Source organism: Pseudoalteromonas sp. MMG012 (assembly GCF_018100875.1).
Lineage (GTDB): Bacteria > Pseudomonadota > Gammaproteobacteria > Enterobacterales > Alteromonadaceae > Pseudoalteromonas > Pseudoalteromonas aurantia.
In genome coordinates this window covers 1-20,825 of sequence record NZ_JAGJEF010000034.1, presented here as the reverse complement: position 1 = coordinate 20,825, position 20,825 = coordinate 1, and the positions used below count along the sequence as shown (strand labels likewise).

Here is a 20,825-nt window from a genome sequence, read left to right as displayed (position 1 = left end):
TCTACTATTAAGGTTAGCTCTTTATAAGGGAGCTAGCCTTTTTTTATATTTAAATAATTAGGAACAAATATGAATTCTGTTTCGAAATTAAGATACATACCGTTGGCTTTTTCGGTACTCTTAACAATGAGTCTAAGTGGTTGTGGGGAGAGTACATCGGGGCAATCAGGTAGTGCTTTTGATGACGGTAACAATAACGGTGGAGACAGCGGTGGTGATAATAACGGAGGCGATACATCTTCTTTTGATGAGAAAGCCATGATCGCAGGACTTGTTGATCAAGTTATTACGCCGACTTTTACTGCATTTCAAAGTGAAACAGCATCTTTATACAATGACGTAAAGAGTTACTGTGAGGTTGAGCAAACGATTGATGACTCAACGACAGACTTTGCCGCACGTGATGCGCGATTCGATTCAGCAAAACAAAGCTGGAGAGAAGCGATGACTGCTTGGCAGCAAGCCGAGTTGATGTTGTTGGGACCGCTTTCGGCAAATGAAAGTGCGCTAAGAAACGTTATTTATTCATGGCCTTCTAAAAGCCTGTGTGGTGTTGACCAAGATACCGCGTATTTTGAAGATGGGGTAATAAACCAAAATAGCGCAAGGCCATATGATTTAAAAGACCGAACGTTTACACGCAGAGGTTTATTATCGTTGGAGCACCTATTATTTAATACATCCTACACCCATAACTGTAGCGTTGAAAATGAAGCATTAGCGGGTTGGAACTCCCGTACTGAACAGTCAGTTCGAATTGCACGCTGTCAATTTGCGACAGAAGTCAGTAAAGACCTAAATGAGAATGCACAATCATTGGTATCGCAGTGGAATGCTGAAGATGGATACGCGAACGAGCTTAAAAATGCTGGTGAGGCTGGAAATTCTTTTGCAACGCCCTTAAAAGCCGTTAATGCGATATCTGATGCGTTATTTTACCTAGACAAAGAAGTTAAAGATTTTAAATTGGGTATTCCACTGGGACAGTTTACAAACTCTTGTGGTATGTCAGTTTGTTCAAAAGATGTTGAAAACTCAATTTCAATGCATTCACTTGAAAATTTAAAAGCAAATTTGATGGCTTTTGAAAAACTTTTCTTAGGTAATGAGATAGGAAGTGAAGCACAACTCGGTTTTGACGATTTCTTAATTGAATCTAACGCAGAAGATACTCGTAACTTGATGGTCAGTGGTATCAATGATGCAAAAGCTGCCACAAATGCGATTGAAACAAGTTTGTATGATGCGTTAAATAATGACAGTGACAAAGTTGAAACTACCCATGCGAAAGTTAAGGACGTAACTGATCAGTTGAAAAATGATTTTATAAATAAACTCGCCCTAGAACTTCCTAAAACATCGGCAGGTGACAATGACTAATTCAACTAATTCAACTAAATTAACACAATCAGCTATAGCAGTGACGTTGGCACTCATGCTGCCATTTGCGAATGCGGCTGACGAAAACAGTGATGACGGTTTAGAGCACATAACGATTATCAGCCATTATGATAAGTTGAGAACGGAAGCCGGTTCAGCAACACTGATTGGTGAAGCTGAGTTGGAAAAGTTTGAATACAATGATATTCATCGCATTCTTGCCTCTGTACCTGGAATTAATATTCGAGAAGAAGATGGTTATGGCTTGAGGCCGAACATTGGTTTTCGAGGTGTAACTCCAGAAAGAAGTAAAAAAATAAGTATTATGGAAGATGGCGTGTTAATTGGACCATCACCCTATTCTGCGCCAGCGGCATATTATTTTCCAATGACGACGCGGATGACAGCTGTTGAAGTGTTTAAGGGGCCTGCGGCCATTAAACACGGTCCACAAACCGTTGCGGGTGCGCTGAATTTAGTAACGCGACAAATCCCTGAGTTTTCTGAGGGAGCAATTGACTTGTCAGTGGGTGCGGATGGTTATCAGAAAGCGCATGCCCATTTTGGCTCTGTAGTAAATAATGTCGGTTTTTTATTGGAAGGCGTAACCCTTAAAGCGGATGGCTTTAAAGAACTCGATGGTGGGGGTGACACTGGGTTTGTTAAAAATGATTTGCTGGCAAAATTTAACTATAAATTTGAAGCAGACGGCATAGAGCATACACTGGGGCTGAAGTTGTCGTATTCAGATGAAGAGTCTGATGAAACGTATTTAGGTTTAACTGATCAAGATTTTGCAGATACACCTTATCGTCGATACGCAGCTTCGCAACCCGCTTTGATGGATACAGAGCATCAGCAGATTATGTTTTCTCACTTTGCTGATGGTGAAAACTTCAGCGTAGCCACTCGGGTATATCGAAATGATTATGAACGAGCTTGGAAAAAACTGAATGGGCTACTAAATAGCTCAGTGTCGTTACAGAAAATTTTACATGATCCAGAAACATACGAGTTAGCATATGGTGTTATATCTGGAAAAATAGACTCAGTAGCTGATGGGTTGCCGACTCAATTTCTTAATATGGGCACAAACGATCGAGAATACTACTCTCAAGGTATCCAAGTCGATGCTGATTTTGAGCAAGAGCTTTTTGGATTTACCCATAATATTGCTGCGGGTGTTCGATATCATGAAGATGAGATTGAACGAAAGCATTTTGAAGAAACCTATGAAATGGTGTCTGGGATAGCGCAAAAAGCAGTGCCAGATGTACGGGCTGCAACACAAGATATTGAGTCAACAAAAGCATGGTCTGTCTACATTGAAGATAAAATCACACTAGACGCTTTAACTTTGGGTGTGGGTGTTCGGGGTGAGTTCATGGATATGCACTACCAAGATCAGAGAAATGCAGATTTATGGCAAGATAAGTCGACTCATATTTGGTTGCCAAGCATCAGTGGTTTTTATCAATTATCTGAAGAGTCTGGAATTTTATTTGGTGTGCATGAAGGCTTTGTGCCTTCGTCACCTAAAAGACGGGCATCAGAAGAGTTGGAAAATAGCATCAACTATGAGTTTGGAGGCCGGTTTAATGATGGTGTTACACAGTTTGAAGTGGTTTCTTTCTTTAATGATTACCAAAATTTAACAGAGACTTGCGGGTTTTCTAATTGCGGTATTATTGAAGGTGAAACATTTAGTGGTGGTGAAGTGGATGTTTATGGTGTGGAAGTACAATTCTCACAAAGCTACCCATTAAATTTGCATATTGATATCCCTTATAGCTTCGTGTATACGTATACACAAAGTGAGTTTAAGAATTCATTTCAATCTAGTTTTGCTCAGTGGGGCCTTATTAAAGCAGGAGATAGCTTACCCTATTTAGCGGATCATCAAGCCACCTTCAATATCGGATTCTCAGGCAGCGACTGGAAAGTTAACTTTTCAGTGAAATATGTCGATGAAATGCAAGAAGTAGCAGGCACTGGAGAAACGCTTTCTGGTTCAATTGTGCCCTCTAGTACGACATTAGATTTATCTGCTAGCTATGATTTTGATCAATATGGTCGCGTTTATGCGAAAGTAGATAATGTATTTGATAATGTGGACATTGTCAGCAGACGTCCATATGGAGCACGTCCGGGTAAACCGAGACAGGTTTCAGTAGGGTACAAATACGCATTTTGATATTTAGATGTAATACCATTTTATAATAGGGCCACTTAGTTGGCCCTTTTTTGAAGGTATGTTAGGGGAGTATAATGCTAGAGCAGTTGTGGCAAGCTATTGTAGGATTACCGCACTATTTAATTGATGCGAATAAGCGAATCTACATACCTTATTTGCTCAGTGCGATTGTGATGGCAATACCGGTGTACCTAGCGAGCGAACAGGTGCGATCCGGTCGCGGTTTTGCGAAGTTTTTATTTCCTAAAAAAGTGTGGCTGTGTCAAAGTGCACGGTTAGATTATGTACTTCTTGTCACGAATACCTTAATTAAAGCTGCGACATTTGCGCCAATCGTATTGACGATGGTACCGGTTGCTATTTTTATTACTGACACGTTGGAGGCATTATTTGGTGCGCCATTACACTTAGCATGGCCAAGTGGCGTGATTATAGCTGTTTTTACCTTGATGTTATTTATCGTCGATGATTTGACTCGATTTTTATTACACTTAGCACTCCATAAAGTGCCATTTTTATGGGAAATACATAAGGTACATCATTCAGCGAAAGTCCTGACACCATTTACAATTTATCGTTCTCATCCGATTGAAAGTTATTTTTATGCATGTCGAATGGCGTTAACTCAAGGCATTGTGGTGGGCTTAGGTTACCATTTTTTTGGGACCGGACTCAGTATGTATGACATTCTTGGAGCAAATGCATTTGTATTTATATTTAATATTTTTGGTGCCAACCTCAGGCATTCGCACATTCGTTTTACTTGGGGTGATAGACTAGAGAATTGGTTTATCAGTCCTGCTCAACATCAAATTCATCACAGTGATAACCCCCAGCATTTTGATACAAATTTAGGCTCAGCATTGGCGATTTGGGACCGGATGTTCGGGTCGTTAATTCGCGCATCACAGGCACCGCATATTTCGATAGGGGTTGGCAAATATGACGCGGGGCACGACTCACTGATTGCCATTTACGGTAAACCAATGCTCTTGGCTGTTGGAGCGTTGTTACCGCATAAATTGGGTAAACGGCTGGTGCAAAAGCAATCAGTAAAAAAGCCGTAAATAAACTGGATCAATAAATAGAGTTATTTAGACGAAAGTAATGGCATGAGTACCTGCTCAAGTCCATTCAACTTTACTTCGTAAATCATTGCGAGTTGTTCACCTAATATTCCTTGAGGAAAGCCTTTGCTCTTAAACCAAACAACATAGGGTTCAGGTAAAAGGAGTAAAGGAGTACCTGCATACTTGCCAAATGGCATTTTAGTATTAATGGCTTTTAGCAGAGCCTGTTGATCGTGCATATGTTGTGTTCAACCCAAGAGTAAGTGTGCCTTTATTGTATCAAGGCACACCATTAGGTAAAGGCAAAGAACACCGTCAATACAAAGCGTATCAGAAACGCCAGTTAACATTGGCCCACAGTGTTATGCCTGCTTCATTTATTTTATCAATTTGTGGGTAGCCACTGACGGCAGTGCCTGATTTGCTTAAATGTTCACTGTAAGTTTTATCAAGTACGTTATCGACACCTAATGTCCAATCAAGGCTGTCGGACTGACTATAGCTCGCGTTCAATGCTAGAGTGCCAAAACCAGCAGATTCTCCGAAGTCTTGCCCCGCAATATTACCTTGTCCAACAGCGACTCTATGTTGGGCAGCAACAATGCGCCAAAGTACACCGATATGCCAATTTTGGCGCTGATAATCTAAGGTAAATCGAGCTTGCAATGGGGGCTGTTGTGCCAAAGGCAGGTGATCAGATAAGTTACTAGCACGCACGTAGTTGATGCTGGCTCCGGATATCCAATTTTTAGTGAGGTCATAGCTCACGTCAGCTTCAAAACCGTAAGTTTGAGCATCGACATTGCGGGTCACTTTATTATTCATAGAACCCTGATTGAACAGATTGTCTGTTAAAATATAATCGTCAATTTGACTATAGAAAACAGAGACGGAACCTTGCCATTGTGTACGTTGGTGAAGTAGACCGATATCAAATTGATTGGTTTTTTCTATGTTTGTATGAAATGCACTTAGACTGTCAGGACCTTGACGGCTGCCGCCTAACAATTCCCAGTAATCAGGAAATCGTTCTGTGTGGCCGAAGCCAATAAAGTAGCTACTATCATGACTTTGCTGTTGGAACCGAGCAAAGCCGCTCCAAAGGTTATCTCTACGGGTTAATGAGGCGCTCGGGTTTGGCATTGTTTTCATCATAGATGAAATACTTTGTCGTTCATCTGTTGCTTGCCAATGATCTAAACGTAAACCAGTCACCACTTGTTGGTTTTTATCTAAACTATATTCATATTCAGCAAATACACCGGTCTTTTCAAATTCTCCATCAATTGAGCGCGGCAGAGTGTCGTATGATATCTCAAACTGTTTACGACTGACTCTATTACGGTGACGATCTTGCTGGTGATCGACCCCGAATTTGACGGTATGGTCCTCATTTAAATTGGCATCAAATAGAAGTTTACCCCCTTGTGTTCGGCGGTCAGGGTTCGAAGCTGTGGGCGTTTTCATCATCATGTTAGGTACGAAGGGTCTTAAGCTATAGTTGTCCATAACGTGGTCTATATTATTGTAATACCACTGTGCTTCAACATTGGTGATTATATTGTGGTTAATCGCCCAATCGGTGCGTATTGTGGTGTGAGTCCTATCGAATAAACTGCCATCCATCATACGGTCAGCGTAAGCCGCTTCGCCATCACTGCGGCCATAAGTAATGCTGATTATTTTGTCATCGGCAGGTGTGTAAGCAAACTCGGAGTCAGCATTCCAACGTTTATATTGTGAATGAATCACATTATTGTCACCGTCTGAAAAATCATCTGCGCGATTATAGCTGCCAGAAAATCGGACATAATACTCAGAGGAACCTGCTTTAATATCCGTGTTTAGGCCGCTTCGATTTGCACTAGCGAATACAATATTGGCAAACCCATCGACCCGCGGCTTATCTAAGCGTTCTAACGTACGTTCAAATACCACGGTTGCAGCACTATTGCCTGAACCATATAAAACAGTTTGCGGCCCCTTTATCACTGTCAATGTATCGTAAGACTGTGGGGTAATGTAAGCGGTTGGCGGGTCCATTCTATTGCCACACCCTCCAAGCGTAAGGCCACCGTTGCTGACGATATTCAACCGAGATCCTGCCATGCCCCTAAATACTGGATCGCTACTAGCCGATCCTTTTTTTATTAATGAAAATCCAGCGATACTGGTGAGTAAATCAGCCCCATCTTGCGCAGGAAGAGGTTGACGAGGCAGTTTTGGATTAGTTTTAATATCTAATGGTGAATGCATAGGAGCAACAACCACAATACGCTCTATATCGTCGTAGTTAGCAGCTGCATTGAGAGAGGTTAATAGTGCAAGGCTAATTAGAGTTTTTTCCATCATTGAGTCTCAGTCATTAAATTGTGATGGATTTTATATGTTTAGCGTCAGTTTGGAGTGTGACAGATTGTCGCATCAAGACTGGTTTTGCAGTAATTTTGATGTAGGTCAATATAGGGTATTGTTACGCTAAAGAATATAACTGGTTGGTCTGCTTGGTTGCAGTTAAGAGGGGCAATGGCCATAAAAAAGCATATATACGAGGAGGGTTAAGTATGAGCGCGTTAGCGCTCGATGACTTGCATTTGTTCGTTACTCCAATTGACTGCATCACTATAAATTTCAGGTAAGCAGGTCGAGTCTAACTTTAGGTCTGCACAGGTTTGTTGTGCTTTTTCCCATTGCGCTTGTTCATAATCCATCGCAATTGATAAGTATGTGGCGAGCACTCCATCGCCATTGAGTAACGCATCTTTTATTTCGATAACCAGAGGTAGTTTACTCATCACACTGTCCATGGTTTCGTCAAGTATGGCGTCCATCAGCGACATCATACCCGATAGAAATGCGGTGCCTATATTGTGCTTATCATTTCTTTTGGTTGCTAACAGTTCACAAAAATGAGCTCGGGTTAGTGATAGCTTAATAAGCTCCATTGGCTTTTCAGCAGAGACCTGTGCAGCGAACAATAGTGACAGAAACTTTTTTAACTCTGCGTTACCAAGTACTACAAGCGCTTGCTTAATCGTACTTATTTCTGCTCTACGCTTAAATGCAGCAGAGTTAGAATATCTTAAAAGTTTATAAGATAAGTTAACATCACGTTCAAAAACAGCGGTTATTCTTTGTAAATCGACATCGACACTGGACGTTTCATACAGTAGTTCCGCGAGGGCCATTTCTGAAGGTGGGAGGGCTTTACTTTGTACCATTTCAGGTTTAGCAAAAAAGAAACCTTGAAATAAGCTAAACCCCCAATCAATCGCTTGCTGGTACTGCTCATATGTTTCGACTTTTTCAGCAACTAGTTTTATGTTGTTGAAGCCTTTAGTCGCATCGATAATTTCTAGTATTTCTGCGTGTGATGTGGCAAGGAAGTCAACTTTAATTTGATCAATAAATGGATAGAAGTGTCGCCATACTTTTTGATGTTGATAGTCATCTAGGGCGATTGTATAGCCTTTATCTTTGAGATCTTGTACGGCGGCCAGCAGCCGCTTTCCTGGCTGCACGGTTTCTAGAATTTCAACCACAATCTGCTCTCGGCTGAGCATGGTTGGGTAGCCTTTTAATAACGTTTCAAGGGTAAAGTTGATATAGGCGGGCTTATTGTCTGTTAAATCATCTAATCCAAAATTGAATTGGCTTCCTTCAATTAAGCGAGATGTTGCTTCGTCCCCGTCAATATTTGGAAAAACATTGTCAACTCCGTCACGAAAAAGCAGTTCATAGCCTACTAATTCTTTATTGATGTCTAAAATAGGTTGGCGGGCAGCATAAAAATACATCTACAACAGGTCTCTTTTAATACAACTATAATTTCAATATAAGTGATGTTGCGTAGTAATTCATTATTTTTTTATGATTGTTTCGTCTTTTGGTATTAATTTAGTGGCTCATTTAGGTTTTTCAACTGGATATTTGTAGGGTAACCATGCTGTACTGGGGTAGAGGAAGTAGACGTGTTATAGTCACGCAAAACTAATAAAGTGCTCTATTTAATGACAATCAGAAAGACGGTTGTTGGATAATTATCATTGACAAGAGTGCTCTCATTGAAGGAGATAGCTTTGGAATTAGGTACGATTATTTCATTAGTACTGTATTTTGCAGTTATGTTGGGCATAGGTTTATATGCTTACCGTAAATCGACAAGTGATGTATCAGGTTATATGTTAGGTGGCCGTAGTCTATCACCAAGTGTTGCCGCTTTATCTGCAGGTGCATCTGATATGAGTGGCTGGATATTAATGGGCTTGCCTGGGGCAATGTTCGTGACAGGGTTTAGCAGTACGTGGATTGCGATTGGTTTGGTTATCGGTGCTTGGTTAAATTATTTACTGGTTGCACCTCGATTGCGGGTTTATACCGAGCTTGCCAATGATGCTATTACGATCCCTGATTATTTTGCTAATCGATTTGAAGATAAAGGTAATGCGTTACGTATTGTATCTGCGCTGGTGATTATCGTGTTTTTTACGCTTTATACATCATCTGGTGTGGTGGCTGGTGGTAAGTTGTTCGAAAACTCGTTTGGGATGAGTTATGAATCTGGGCTGTATATCACTACAGGTGTTGTGGTTTTATATACCTTATTTGGAGGCTTCTTAGCTGTTAGCTTAACCGACTTCGTACAAGGCTGTATTATGTTTATCGCATTAATATTGGTCCCTGCCGTGACATATTCATTATTAGATAACCCGCTATCATCTACGCTTGAGGCGGTTAATCCACAAATGCTTACGTGGATAGGCGCTGGTGGCGCAATTGGGATTATTTCTGCGATGTCTTGGGGGTTGGGTTATTTTGGTCAACCCCATATTATAGTGCGCTTTATGTCAGTAAAAAGTGTGAAAGATATGCCAACTGCACGTCGTATAGGAATGAGTTGGATGATCATTGCTGCACTGGGTGCGGTTGCGACAGGTGTGTTTGGTGCAGCTTACACACATGAGAATGGTATTGTTGTGAATGACCCAGAGACCATTTTTTTAGTGTTGTCTGAACTCCTATTTCACCCGCTCATAGCAGGGTTTTTATTGGCTGCAATATTAGCGGCAATTATGAGCACAATCTCGTCACAACTTTTAGTTAGTTCGAGCTCATTAACTGAAGACTTTTATAAAATATTCATAAATCGAAATGCAACGGACAAAGAGCTTGTCTTGGTTGGGCGCATTAGTGTTGCTGCAGTTGCGATACTCGCGATTTATTTAGCCTATGATAGAAACAGTTCAATACTCGATTTGGTCAGTAATGCGTGGGCAGGTTTTGGTGCAGCATTTGGACCTCTTGTGTTATTAAGCTTGTTCTGGCAAAGAATGAATTTTGCTGGGGCACTTGCAGGTATGATATCTGGTGCTGTAACAGTATTAATTTGGATTTATGCGCCAATTGAAATTGCAGGGCAAAGCTTAAGTAGTCATATTTATGAAATTGTTCCAGGCTTTATTGTTTCTGCATTGACGATAATCTTGGTGAGTTCCATGACGAGAGAACCCCATGAGCGGGTTCAAGATTTGTTTAAAAAAGTACAAAGTAATTTATAACAATGAAAAGAGTGCATGAAAGGGCCTAATATGGCCCTTTTTACATTGCCTCTAAAATAGGTCGTTAGATGTGTTGGTTTTGAAACCATAAAGAGATTGTTTGTTACCTAAAATCGCACTTATTTTTAGAATTAGAGACGATGTCTACCCTTTAGCAATAAAGTAATGATACGATGAGTATTGCACTAGGAGTCATAGTTACTTTTTAGTGTATTTGTTAATTTCGGTAAGTATCGCCTTGCGACAAAACCACTAACTAAGTTTATTAATCAAACTAAACAGGGACCCCGTGAAAATACCTAAACGCCTACAACCACTTGTTGATGATGGTTTAATTGATGCGGTCATAAGCCGGCTAATGAGCGGCAAAGAGGCTGATGTTTTTGTTGTGCGCTGCGGTGAGCATATTCGTTGTGCCAAAGTGTATAAAGATGCAATGAAACGTAGTTTTAAAAAGGCGGCACAATATCAAGAAGGTCGAAAAGTAAGGGGAGGACGCCAAGCTAGGGCAATGGGTAAACGCTCAAACTATGGTCGTCAGCTCGAAGAAGAAATATGGCAAAATGCAGAAGTTGATGCTTTGTCACGCTTGGCGGCAGCCAATGTACGTGTGCCTGCAACCTATTGTTGTGTCGATGGTGTGCTACTTATGGAGTTAGTTTCTGATGCAGAAGGTAACGTAGCACCACAACTTGGTGCGATAAGTTTGTCAGAAGAAGAAGCCATTAGACAGTACACTCTGATGGTCCATTATATTCGACTGATGCTTTGCACAGGCCTGATACATGGAGACCTTTCTGAATTTAATGTGTTAGTGGATGATTCAGGCCCTGTAATTATTGATTTACCACAAGCGGTGAATGCTGCGGCCAACAATAGTGCCCAAGCTATGTTCGAACGAGATGTAAATAATATGCGTCGCTACTACGGTGAATATGCGCCAGCTTTACTGCAAACTAATTATGCAAAAGAAATATGGGCATTATTTGAAGAAGGGAGTCTGACTGAAAACTCAGCTTTGACAGGTTTATATGAAGATGATTTCCAAGCTGCCGATGTCGGCTCTGTATTAGAGGAAATCAATGCAGCTATGTTAGAAGAGCAAGAGCGGCAAGCACGGATAAGCGGCCAAGACGATATTGGGTAATATGTACTATCTTTGTGATAAAAAGGGGAGTGATACTGCTCCCTTTATGTTTTTTATCTCAGATATTTTTTCCTAGAAACACTCAGAGCTACCCATTTCTATTATACGGTTTGTTTCTTCACTATTTTCAAACATATATAAAGCGCGATTGATATCGGAAAGGACAGTGCGCCACTTAGGTTTATTTTTACTGAGTGCAAAATAAAGATGGTTGTATTTAATTGGTTTTGTCTCATCATCAATATTTCTCAATAAAGTGACCTTTTCTGGTTTTGATAAGTCAGAATAATTTACGGTAAATCGCAATACCGTTGGATCTCCTATAATGAGGTTTACTCTACCGCCCACGAGTAGCTTGACTAACTGTAAATCATCAACAGCTTCTACGATTGCAAACTCGTTGTTGTCCATCATGGCATCGAACTCAGGGGTATTTTGGTACCCGCGTACGACGCCTATTTTCTCACCTTTAAGAGAGCTTAAATTACCACTAAACCGGTCTGGATCGCCTTTACGCTTGAGAAAACCAATCTCACCACCTGAAAATGAGTTGGACAGTGCTAATACTTCTCGGCGCGTTTTGTCTTTGACGTAATCAGAGGGGGCCGAATCTTCAATATAATACTCAGGCATTAAGATATCGGCTTTACCAAGCTCTACAGCTCTGACGGCACGTGCCCATGGCAAAAATTCAATGAAAATACTATAGCCTTGCTCGGCGAGCAGCGATACTGCAAATTGAAACACCCTCCCTTTGTTGCATAATGCGTTACTTATGTAGGGGGGCCAGTCTAATGTGACAATATGTAGTTGCCCTTTCGTTGCTTCGGCATTGTATAGATAGCCGGTCTTATGCTTAGACCCCTGCACTAGGTGGTATTTGGCGTTTTTAAAGTAACCAACGTTAATTGCTGCATGGGCATAAAGATGAAAAAAGCAAAAACTAAGAATAAGAATCCAACGCATAGTGGAATGCCGTGATCATTAATTATATAAACAAGTGTAGGTAAATTTTCCTTATTATTCATTGAATGAAGTGTGTAAATGTAGGGGGAATAAAAAAACCGGCTTTAAGCCGGTTTTTTTATTGTGAATTTGTAATTATTGTACAAGTTCTTGATCAGAGAACTCATCAGCAAACATAGGGCTAGATAAGTAACGCTCTGTTGCGCTAGGTAAAATAACGACAATATTTTTGTCTGCATTTTCTGGCTTTTCAGCAATGCGTTTAGCTGCGACAACAGCTGCACCAGATGAAATTCCGACCAAAATACCTTCGTCTTTCATAAGTTGATGTGCCATAGCAATCGCATCTTCGTTTGAAACAAGTTCAGTGCCATCGATAAGTTCTAAGTCTAGGTTACCAGGAATGAACCCAGCTCCAATACCTTGAATTTTGTGTGGGCCCGGTTTAACTTCGTCACCTGCAAGTGTTTGTGTAATGACTGGCGAGTCTGTTGGTTCAACAGCAATCGCTTTTACATCAAGGCCTTTTTCTTGCTTTAAATAACGAGAAGTACCAGATATAGTGCCGCCAGTGCCTACTCCAGCAACAAAGTAGTCAACTTTACCTTCCATCGTTTCAAAGATTTCTGGGCCGGTAGTTTCAAAGTGAATTTTGGGGTTAGCTGGATTTTCAAATTGTTGTAATAAAACATATTTACTAGGGTCACTAGCCTGAATTTCATTGGCTTTATCGATAGCCCCCTTCATGCCTTTAGCGCCTTCAGTTAATACTAAATTAGCACCTAATGCTTTAAGCAATTTACGGCGCTCTAAGCTCATGGTATTTGGCATTGTTAGAGTGAGTTTGTAGCCACGTGCTGCAGCCACAAAAGCAAGTGCAATACCTGTATTGCCAGAGGTAGGCTCAATTAGCTCTTTGCCTTCGGTTAACAAACCTGATTTTTCAGCTTCCCAAATCATTGATGAACCGATACGACACTTAACACTAAAGCTTGGGTTACGTGCTTCTATTTTGGCGTATACATTACCACCTGTCACTCGGTTAAGTTTCACGATTGGAGTTTGACCTATCGTGTGTGTGTTATCAGCGAAAATTTTAGACATTGTGTTCCCTTAGGTACTTTAGGTTTACTTATTGCCACACTTTACTTGGCTTAAATGAAAAAAGAAGTAAAGAATGGCTATAAGATATATTAAAATTGCTTATAGCTAAACGAAATAAAAAAACTGTTTATTATTCCTACATTAACCATGCGTAACTAAATTTAGCGAAAAAGGTTTTATTGTCTTTGGTTAGGGTTTCAAGGTCGTCGTCTTGATAGCCATTATCTGAATAACCAGCAAAAAACACCGTTTGAGGATTAATTTTGTATGAGTATAGTAGCTGTGAACTTAGCCCTTTATACGTTGCATCGATATCATTATCTATGTAGTTGTGTGTATTTCGGTCAATGTCGGTGCGAATGATGGCAAACCGAAGATAACTGTTAATATTAAATTGATAAGTGAGCCGAACATCCGTTAGGTTGGCCGTATATACATCATCACCTTCGGCCTTTAAATTTTCATAAGTATGTCTAAAGCGGACCTCAAAGTGTTTCCCTAAATTAACATGGATGGTTGGGCGAGCAAAATACTCCTGACCGATACGATTATTGGCCAAATCAACTTTATTTCCTGTTCGTAGGTTTAAGCCAGCAAATACTCCTGAGATGGGTTTAAACTCCATATAGGTCCAAACCCGATTCTCGGTGAAAAGATCCGTATTTCCATCAATACGAAGTTGTGTTTTGTCGTGTCTAAGTCCAGTGCGTTTCCGGTGGTCAACACCAAAATCGATGACACTTTGAAGCGGCCCATCAATGACGAAGTTACTTTGGATTTCTTTTTCTAGTAACTCTCCATCATCATTATGTGTGATATCCCAATCTGAATACCATCGAGCGCGATTCCACCAACTCTGCTCAGCGCCGTACCAACGGTACTCAAGTCCTGCAACGAACTTGTTAAAATCAACCTGTGACATAAACCCTAAGTCAGAACGTAGCCCAGCACCATGACTGCGGTAGCTAGAAAATACACGCCAGTGTTTTTGGTTATGCTCATAATTAACAAGGTAACCTGTGCCATAGGTACTTTGTTTGTTTAATGTTCTCAGAACACTTTCGTTATAATCACAGTCTTTAAATTGCTGGCAGGGGGGGGCGGTTATTGTGTCACAGTCACCGTCTTCACCATCACATAGTTCATCGATAAAAGCTTGAGAATACTCGGTATCAGATGAAAATAATTGCACCTTTAGTGTATCACTTGAGGTTGGTTGGTACTTACTATCAATGCTAATTAGCTTATTCTCATAGTCACCGCTTTGCCTTAGTGTCGCGGTCGTACCAATCGAGAGGGTATTATCTAGATCATACCGGTAACGAAAAGCAGCATTGTCACTTTCTTGTTCTAATGTGACGACGTTAGAGCCAAGGTTGCCTGGGACCATAACATTTAAATGTTCATCATTCGCTATAAACCCAGCGAAAGTATGACCTTGCTTGTTACTCGTAAATTTCACACCGTAATCTGGTGCTGCAATGTTACGGGTGTGGATCAGGTTAGAATATGATGAGAAATAGTCACTATTGTCTAAGAAAAAAGCGCGTTTCTCAGGAAAGAATAGGCTAAAACTATTATTAACACTTAATTGCCCAGTATCAGTTTCAACTTGAGAAAAATCAGGGTTGAGTGTTGCGTTTAATGTCATATCAGGTGTTATTGCCCATTTTAGGTCTAAACCTGGTTCGGTATTATTGTCGTTCTGCCAATCTTCTATATCAGCACCATCAATCTCTCGTGTTTCAGATTTACTTAAAACAAGAGAGGGAATAATGGCGAGATTATTCCCTTGCTTAGCCTGCTCAAACCCCTTGTATTTTGGCATTTGGCATATCCAGCAACTATTTGCATGAGTGATTTGCATATTGGATAGACGAAGGCGCTCGTTTCTAGGATAAAATCGCACAAACTCCATGGCCATTGTTTTGATGGTTTGACTATCATCAAAATTAAGTACTCGCAGCGGAAGTTCTACTTCAACGGTGTAGCCTGTATCATGGATTTGTCCTGCACTATCCCAAATGCCATCCCAAGACGTACTTTCACTATTGGTGAGTTCATTTTCAATTGAGTCCTGTTGAACTCCCAGTGGGTTGATGAAAAATTGATATGCGCTTCGACTGTTGTTAAATGAATCAATTTTTATGCCAACCAGATCATCGCTCCATGCGCGGTCCCTATCTCGATAGAATGCTCGTATCACCGAAGGGTCTGGGTCTGAGGCTTCAAAGCCGAGAAATAATGATGTACCATTTTCGTACACTAATACTGACGTTTCAACTGGGCTAGCCTCATTTTCGTATGGCCAAGTGACATTATTAATGGTAATTTTTTTGGCGTGTTTCCAAGCTGGATCGTTTAGATTGCCGTCAATTTTTGCTGATTGATTAATATAAGGAAGTTGATCAGGAGATGTTTGAGCTAAACAGCTCGCCGACAATAAGATAGGCACTGCTATAAGCGTTTTTTTTATCATTTTAAACATAGAAATTGCACATAAGTATATCCCTATTAAATATTATACGACTCTAATTAACAATCGACACGCGGCAGGGTGCATTTTTATGAGATTAGAGTGGGGCAATGACTGGTAATCACAATTTACTTTCGTAGAACACCGAATTTATAACATTTTCATGTGAAAACATGGTAAAAAACATCATCGTTCTAGTTTGAGAAATTTTATGTCGTTAATCTTAAAGCTTATCGCCGGTATTTTAGGCGGAATTGCAGCGGGTTTTTATCTCCCAATTATATTAATAGAGTTGCTTTACACTGCAAAAGTCATTATTGGTCAGCTTATTAGCTTCACCATCCCCTTGATCATTTTATTTTTTATCGCCTCAGGTATTGCAGGACTGCCTAAGGGCTCCGGTCATTTACTTGGTAAAACGGTGGGGTTTGCATATGGTTCAACAGTGATTGCAGGTACATTGGCTGTGCTGGTAGTTAACGCATTTATTCCATTCTTTGATGGTGCGATTACATACGAAGCTGCGACTTCGACAGAAATAAAAAGCCTAATTGCGTTGGAAGTTACACCTTTAATGGGCGTGATGACTGCGTTAGCGACAGCGTTTATCTTTGGAATAGGTATAAGTCAACTTAACTTACAGACCTTGAAAGATGTTACGGACCAAGGGCGGGATATAATTGATGCTCTCTTGGCGAAGGTGATTATTCCAGCCTTACCATTTTATATTGCAGGGGTATTTGCTGAAATGGCGGTGGCTGGAACGGTTGCTGATACATTAAGTACATTCGGTATAGTATTAGTTGCAGCTATTGTTATGCATTGGTTATGGTTGAGTGTGTTGTATATTGTCAGTGGTATTGTATTAAAGCGCAGCCCGTTAGAGTTAATACGTAATATGCTACCTGCGTATTTTACAGCAATCGGTACAATGTCGAGCGCCGCCACTATTCCCGTATCATTAAAGGCCAGTAAAGCGAATGGTGTAAAAGAAGAAGTTGCGAACTTCTCAGTCCCCCTGTGTGCCACTATTCATTTATCAGGCTCAACGATTACGATAGTGACCTGTGCAATGGCTGTTATGTTATTGTCTCCTGATATGACTGTACCTCCTTTGTTATCTATGCTGCCATTTATTTTTATGTTGGGCATTGTTATGATTGCAGCACCAGGAGCGCCTGGTGGGGCCGTGATGTCGGCATTAGGGCTTTTAACTTCGATGCTTGGCTTTAATGAAGCGGCTGTGGCTTTAATGATAGCACTGTACCTTGCGCAAGATAGTTTTGGTACTGCGTGTAATGTAACGGGTGATGGTGTCATTGCGCTTTGGGTTAATCGGTTTTCAGATAAATCGTAAGATCTAATTACCAAATATTAAGACTGGGAGTATGAAGCCTAGTCTTTTTCATTTCTTTTTAGTATTTTTATCTCTAGATGTAACTTTGTTTAGTATGCTTTGTAAATTTATGTGGTACTCTCAACAAGTTGCATTGAAAATGTGTAAATATCAAAGAATTAATTAAGAGGGTCAGCCATTGATTAACGTACTTTTAGTTGATGATCATGAACTTGTGAGAACAGGTATTAAGCGTATATTAGATGATGTACGCGGTTTTAAAGTGGTCGCAGAGGCTAAAACTGGCGAGGAAGCTGTGGCGTATTGTCGCCAAAGTGAGCCAGATATCGTATTAATGGATATGAATATGCCTGGTATTGGCGGGCTAGAAGCGACTAAAAAGATTTGTCGATATTGTCCTGATGTGAAGGTTATTGTGTTAACGGTGCATTGTGAAGACCCATTCCCAAGTAAAGTAATGCAAATTGGTGCTCATGGTTATTTGACCAAAGGAGCTGGACCTGACGAGATGATCAATGCGATACGTGCAGTCAATGCAGGACAAAGGTATATAGCCCCAGAAATTGCACAGCAAATTGCATTGGCGCAATTTAGTGGCCGAAATGATGAAAACCCTTTTCAGTCGCTGTCTGAGCGTGAGCTACAGATCATGCTTATGATAACCAAAGGTGATAAAGCACAGGATATCGCGGAGCGTTTGAATTTGAGCTCTAAAACGGTGAATAGTTATCGCTATCGTATGTTTGAAAAGCTAAATGTCGGGGGGGATGTTGAATTGACCCACTTAGCAATTCGCCATAAAATGATTGACATAGATACGACGCACTGATCGCTTGCTTAAATGGCTTTTTTTGATCACAAAGCATTTCTAAAAACATTATCAACGGAACCTGGTGTTTATCGTATGTACGATAATGAGCATCAGGTTATCTATGTTGGTAAGGCTAAAAATCTAAAGAAGCGCGTATCGAGCTATTTCCGCGCAAATATTCCTGATACTAAAACACGTGTGTTAGTAGGTAATATTTGCAACATTGAAATTACCTTAACTAATACTGAAACAGAAGCATTACTGCTTGAAAATAATCTAATAAAGAAATACCAACCTCGTTATAATATTTTGCTGCGAGACGATAAGTCATACCCTTACATATTCTTAAGTGGCCATGTACATCCACGGTTAGCATTTCATCGTGGAAGTAGAAAGTATAAAGGAGAGTATTTTGGCCCATTTCCCAGTAGTGCAGCGGTATCTGAAAGCTTAAGACTAATGCAAAAGATCTTCCCCGTTCGTCAATGTGAAGATGCATATTATAGGGCACGCAGCCGGCCTTGTTTACAGCACCAGCTAAAACGATGTTCCGCACCATGTGTGGGAAAAGTAAGTGATGATGAGTATCGTGATCAAGTCGATATGGCACGCCAATTTTTAAACGGCAAATCTCAGCAAATTATTGCAAAGTTAGTGCTGAGAATGGAAAAGGCGAGTATGGCCTTGGACTTTGAGCTTGCAGCGAAAGTACGTGACCAAATCGCGTTGCTGAGACAGATGCAAGAACAGCAGTCGGTAGCCGGTAATTTTGCTGAAATGGATGTTGTTGGCTTTGTACAGCAAAATGGTTTGAACGCTGTTCATATGTTGATGATCCGTGATCATAAAATACTGGGTACAAAAACGTACTTTCCCAAAGTACCAAAAGACTCCCAAACAGATGAGATCTTGACTGCTTTTATTGGGCAGTATTATCTGGGCAGTGGTGCCACTAGTCGCATTGCAAAAGAAATTATTTTGCCTTTCGAGCTTCAAGAGCAGAGCGAATTAGCATCCGCTTTGAGCGAGGTTTCACAGCGAAAGGTACAATTAAAAGCACTAATTCGAGGGGAACGAGCACAGTACTTAGCGTTAGCAAATAAAAATGCAGCAAATAGCATTGCGGTTAAACAAAGTGCGCAAGATTCTATTAATAAGCGATACGCGTTGCTTAAAGATGCATTGCAGCTAAGTGATATTAAAAGAATGGAGTGCTTTGATATAAGCCATACCATGGGAGAAAACACGGTCGCATCTTGTGTGGTATTTGATGGACAAGGCCCCAATAATAAGGAGTATCGGCGTTTTAATGTTGAAGGGATTACGCCTGGTGATGATTATGCAGCTATGAGTTTTGCATTAACTAAGCGTTATGGAAAATTAAAAGATGAAGAGAAAGTACCAGATGTGATTTTTATCGATGGTGGTAAAGGTCAACTTGGTAGGGCTGAAGCCTTTTTTGAAAACTGGACATTAGAAAAAACACCGTTACTGATTGGTGTTGCTAAAGGAGAAGGCCGTAAACCGGGTCTGGAAACATTGCTAATTGATGGCGGTAGACGAACGGTTAATATTGCTTCGGACTCACCCGCATTACACCTTATTCAACATATTCGTGATGAGTCCCACCGTTTTGCGATAGCTGGACATAGAAATAAGCGTCAAAAACAACGGACTCAATCGTTATTAGAAGAAATAGAAGGAGTAGGTCAAAAACGCAGACAAGCTTTGCTCAAATACCTAGGTGGTATGCAAGGGGTTAAAGCTGCTAATATCCATCAATTAAAGCAAGTTCCTGGGATCAGCCCGCAAACGGCTGAAAAGATATTTAACCATTTGCATGACAAAGCTTAATCATTCATGCGAACATACAAAAAAGATCTCACTAAGTAGTTATGTGGAATATTCCAAACACACTGACAACGTTTAGGTTGTTACTCATCCCTGTATTTGCAGTTTTGTTTTACTTACCTTATTCATGGGCATTTTTTGCCGCCGCTTTTATATTTTGGTTAGCGGCAGTAACGGATATCCTCGATGGCTATTTAGCACGTAAACTTCAGCAGTCGACGCCGTTTGGTGCGTTCTTAGATCCCGTAGCGGATAAAGTTATGGTAAGTGTTGCACTCGTAATGCTGGCGACTTATTACCAAAACATATTTGTAACCTGTGCAACGGTGATCATTATTAGTAGGGAGATTGTCATATCCGCATTAAGAGAGTGGATGGCTGAACAAGGAAAAAGAAGTAGTGTGGCTGTATCAAGTATGGGGAAAATCAAGACTGCAGCTCAAATGTTAGCCATAATAGGTTTGATTTGGCAATATGCACCATGGATGATCATGTTGAGTTACGGTCTTCTGGCTATTGCAACGTTATTAACGGTGACATCAATGCTGTCATACCTTTATGCAGCCAGATCAGAATTGATTAAATCTTAAGTAAAATGTTTATAAATAGAGCGCTTTAGATAAAAAATAAGCAAACGATTAAAAACATTCATTTTTTTTATTGACGCATATCATAACTTCTGTAGAATGCGTCCGTGTTGAGAGGGCAGTATGTCCTTTAAATCAAAAAGCGAGTATAGCTCAGTTGGTAGAGCGCGACCTTGCCAAGGTCGAGGTCACGAGTTCGAGCCTCGTTACTCGCTCCAGTTTTGATTATGTTTGGCGGAATGGCAGAGTGGCTATGCAGCGGATTGCAAATCCGTCTACCTCGGTTCAACTCCGGGTTCCGCCTCCACATCTCAACACTCCACA

At 40.6% G+C, this 20,825-nt stretch carries 15 protein-coding genes and 2 tRNA genes; 11 read left to right on the top strand and 6 right to left on the bottom strand.

What is annotated here, in order from left to right:
• The first annotated feature begins 69 nt into the window (after positions 1-69).
• The 3 genes from J8L97_RS12550 to J8L97_RS12540 all read left to right on the top strand — a co-directional run bounded on the left by J8L97_RS12550 (position 70) and on the right by J8L97_RS12540 (position 4,641).
• Entirely contained in the window at positions 70-1,380 is a 1,311-nt protein-coding gene (locus J8L97_RS12550) for an imelysin family protein (RefSeq protein ID WP_211050149.1), read from the top strand.
• Positions 1,373-3,574, top strand: coding sequence for a TonB-dependent receptor domain-containing protein (locus J8L97_RS12545; RefSeq protein ID WP_211050147.1), 2,202 nt, complete (start codon positions 1,373-1,375; stop codon positions 3,572-3,574). Before J8L97_RS12550 ends, J8L97_RS12545 begins: the two co-directional genes overlap by 8 nt.
• Positions 3,575-3,648: 74 nt before the next feature.
• Positions 3,649-4,641 carry a sterol desaturase family protein gene (locus J8L97_RS12540; protein ID WP_211050145.1) on the top strand — a complete coding sequence of 331 codons (993 nt, stop codon included), beginning with the start codon at positions 3,649-3,651 and terminating at the stop codon, positions 4,639-4,641.
• A 23-nt stretch (positions 4,642-4,664) separates the two neighbouring features.
• On the opposite strand, the gene J8L97_RS12535 is transcribed toward J8L97_RS12540, so the two are convergent.
• The 3 genes from J8L97_RS12535 to J8L97_RS12525 form a co-directional block, all read right to left on the bottom strand.
• Positions 4,665-4,883 (bottom strand): DUF3820 family protein, encoded by a 219-nt coding sequence (locus J8L97_RS12535; RefSeq protein ID WP_192507991.1) that lies wholly within the window; start codon positions 4,881-4,883, stop codon positions 4,665-4,667.
• A 91-nt stretch (positions 4,884-4,974) separates the two neighbouring features.
• A complete protein-coding gene (locus J8L97_RS12530) occupies positions 4,975-6,996 on the bottom strand; it encodes a TonB-dependent copper receptor (protein ID WP_247688665.1) in 2,022 nt (673 codons plus the stop codon).
• Between the two features lie 221 nt (positions 6,997-7,217).
• Positions 7,218-8,441, bottom strand: coding sequence for an EAL and HDOD domain-containing protein (locus J8L97_RS12525; RefSeq protein ID WP_211050143.1), 1,224 nt, complete (start codon positions 8,439-8,441; stop codon positions 7,218-7,220).
• A gap of 282 nt (positions 8,442-8,723) precedes the next feature.
• Between J8L97_RS12525 and putP the strand changes: the two genes are divergently transcribed.
• Both putP and J8L97_RS12515 read left to right on the top strand, forming a co-directional pair.
• Positions 8,724-10,202 (top strand): sodium/proline symporter PutP, encoded by a 1,479-nt coding sequence (putP, locus tag J8L97_RS12520; protein ID WP_210996681.1) that lies wholly within the window; start codon positions 8,724-8,726, stop codon positions 10,200-10,202.
• A 289-nt stretch (positions 10,203-10,491) separates the two neighbouring features.
• The gene (locus tag J8L97_RS12515; RefSeq protein WP_211050141.1) at positions 10,492-11,349 is read left to right on the top strand and encodes a PA4780 family RIO1-like protein kinase; all 858 of its coding nucleotides are present in this window, start codon (positions 10,492-10,494) and stop codon (positions 11,347-11,349) included.
• Between the two features lie 72 nt (positions 11,350-11,421).
• Here the strand turns inward: J8L97_RS12515 and J8L97_RS12510 are convergent, their stop codons facing one another.
• The 3 genes from J8L97_RS12510 to J8L97_RS12500 all read right to left on the bottom strand — a co-directional run bounded on the left by J8L97_RS12510 (position 11,422) and on the right by J8L97_RS12500 (position 15,898).
• The gene (locus J8L97_RS12510; RefSeq protein WP_211050137.1) at positions 11,422-12,315 is read right to left on the bottom strand and encodes an ABC transporter substrate-binding protein; all 894 of its coding nucleotides are present in this window, start codon (positions 12,313-12,315) and stop codon (positions 11,422-11,424) included.
• Positions 12,316-12,450: 135 nt separating this feature from the next.
• Positions 12,451-13,419: a cysteine synthase A gene (cysK, locus tag J8L97_RS12505; protein ID WP_192507986.1), complete on the bottom strand. Its 969-nt coding sequence runs from the start codon at positions 13,417-13,419 to the stop codon at positions 12,451-12,453.
• Positions 13,420-13,555: 136 nt separating this feature from the next.
• Positions 13,556-15,898 carry a DUF5916 domain-containing protein gene (locus J8L97_RS12500; RefSeq protein ID WP_409455161.1) on the bottom strand — a complete coding sequence of 781 codons (2,343 nt, stop codon included), beginning with the start codon at positions 15,896-15,898 and terminating at the stop codon, positions 13,556-13,558.
• Between the two features lie 208 nt (positions 15,899-16,106).
• Here J8L97_RS12500 and J8L97_RS12495 point away from each other — a divergent pair, with 208 nt between their 5' ends.
• The 6 genes from J8L97_RS12495 to J8L97_RS12470 all read left to right on the top strand — a co-directional run bounded on the left by J8L97_RS12495 (position 16,107) and on the right by J8L97_RS12470 (position 20,808).
• Complete coding sequence (locus J8L97_RS12495; protein WP_211050135.1) at positions 16,107-17,252, top strand: dicarboxylate/amino acid:cation symporter; 1,146 nt, start codon at positions 16,107-16,109, stop codon at positions 17,250-17,252.
• A 178-nt stretch (positions 17,253-17,430) separates the two neighbouring features.
• Positions 17,431-18,081 carry a UvrY/SirA/GacA family response regulator transcription factor gene (gene uvrY, locus J8L97_RS12490; protein ID WP_192507983.1) on the top strand — a complete coding sequence of 217 codons (651 nt, stop codon included), beginning with the start codon at positions 17,431-17,433 and terminating at the stop codon, positions 18,079-18,081.
• Between the two features lie 12 nt (positions 18,082-18,093).
• The gene (gene uvrC, locus J8L97_RS12485; protein WP_211050134.1) at positions 18,094-19,917 is read left to right on the top strand and encodes an excinuclease ABC subunit UvrC; all 1,824 of its coding nucleotides are present in this window, start codon (positions 18,094-18,096) and stop codon (positions 19,915-19,917) included.
• 41 nt (positions 19,918-19,958) lie between these two features.
• Positions 19,959-20,504, top strand: coding sequence for a CDP-diacylglycerol--glycerol-3-phosphate 3-phosphatidyltransferase (gene pgsA / locus J8L97_RS12480; protein ID WP_192507981.1), 546 nt, complete (start codon positions 19,959-19,961; stop codon positions 20,502-20,504).
• A gap of 139 nt (positions 20,505-20,643) precedes the next feature.
• Positions 20,644-20,719 (top strand) — tRNA-Gly (locus J8L97_RS12475).
• Between the two features lie 15 nt (positions 20,720-20,734).
• Positions 20,735-20,808, top strand: a tRNA-Cys gene (locus J8L97_RS12470).
• The last annotated feature ends 17 nt before the right edge of the window (positions 20,809-20,825 follow it).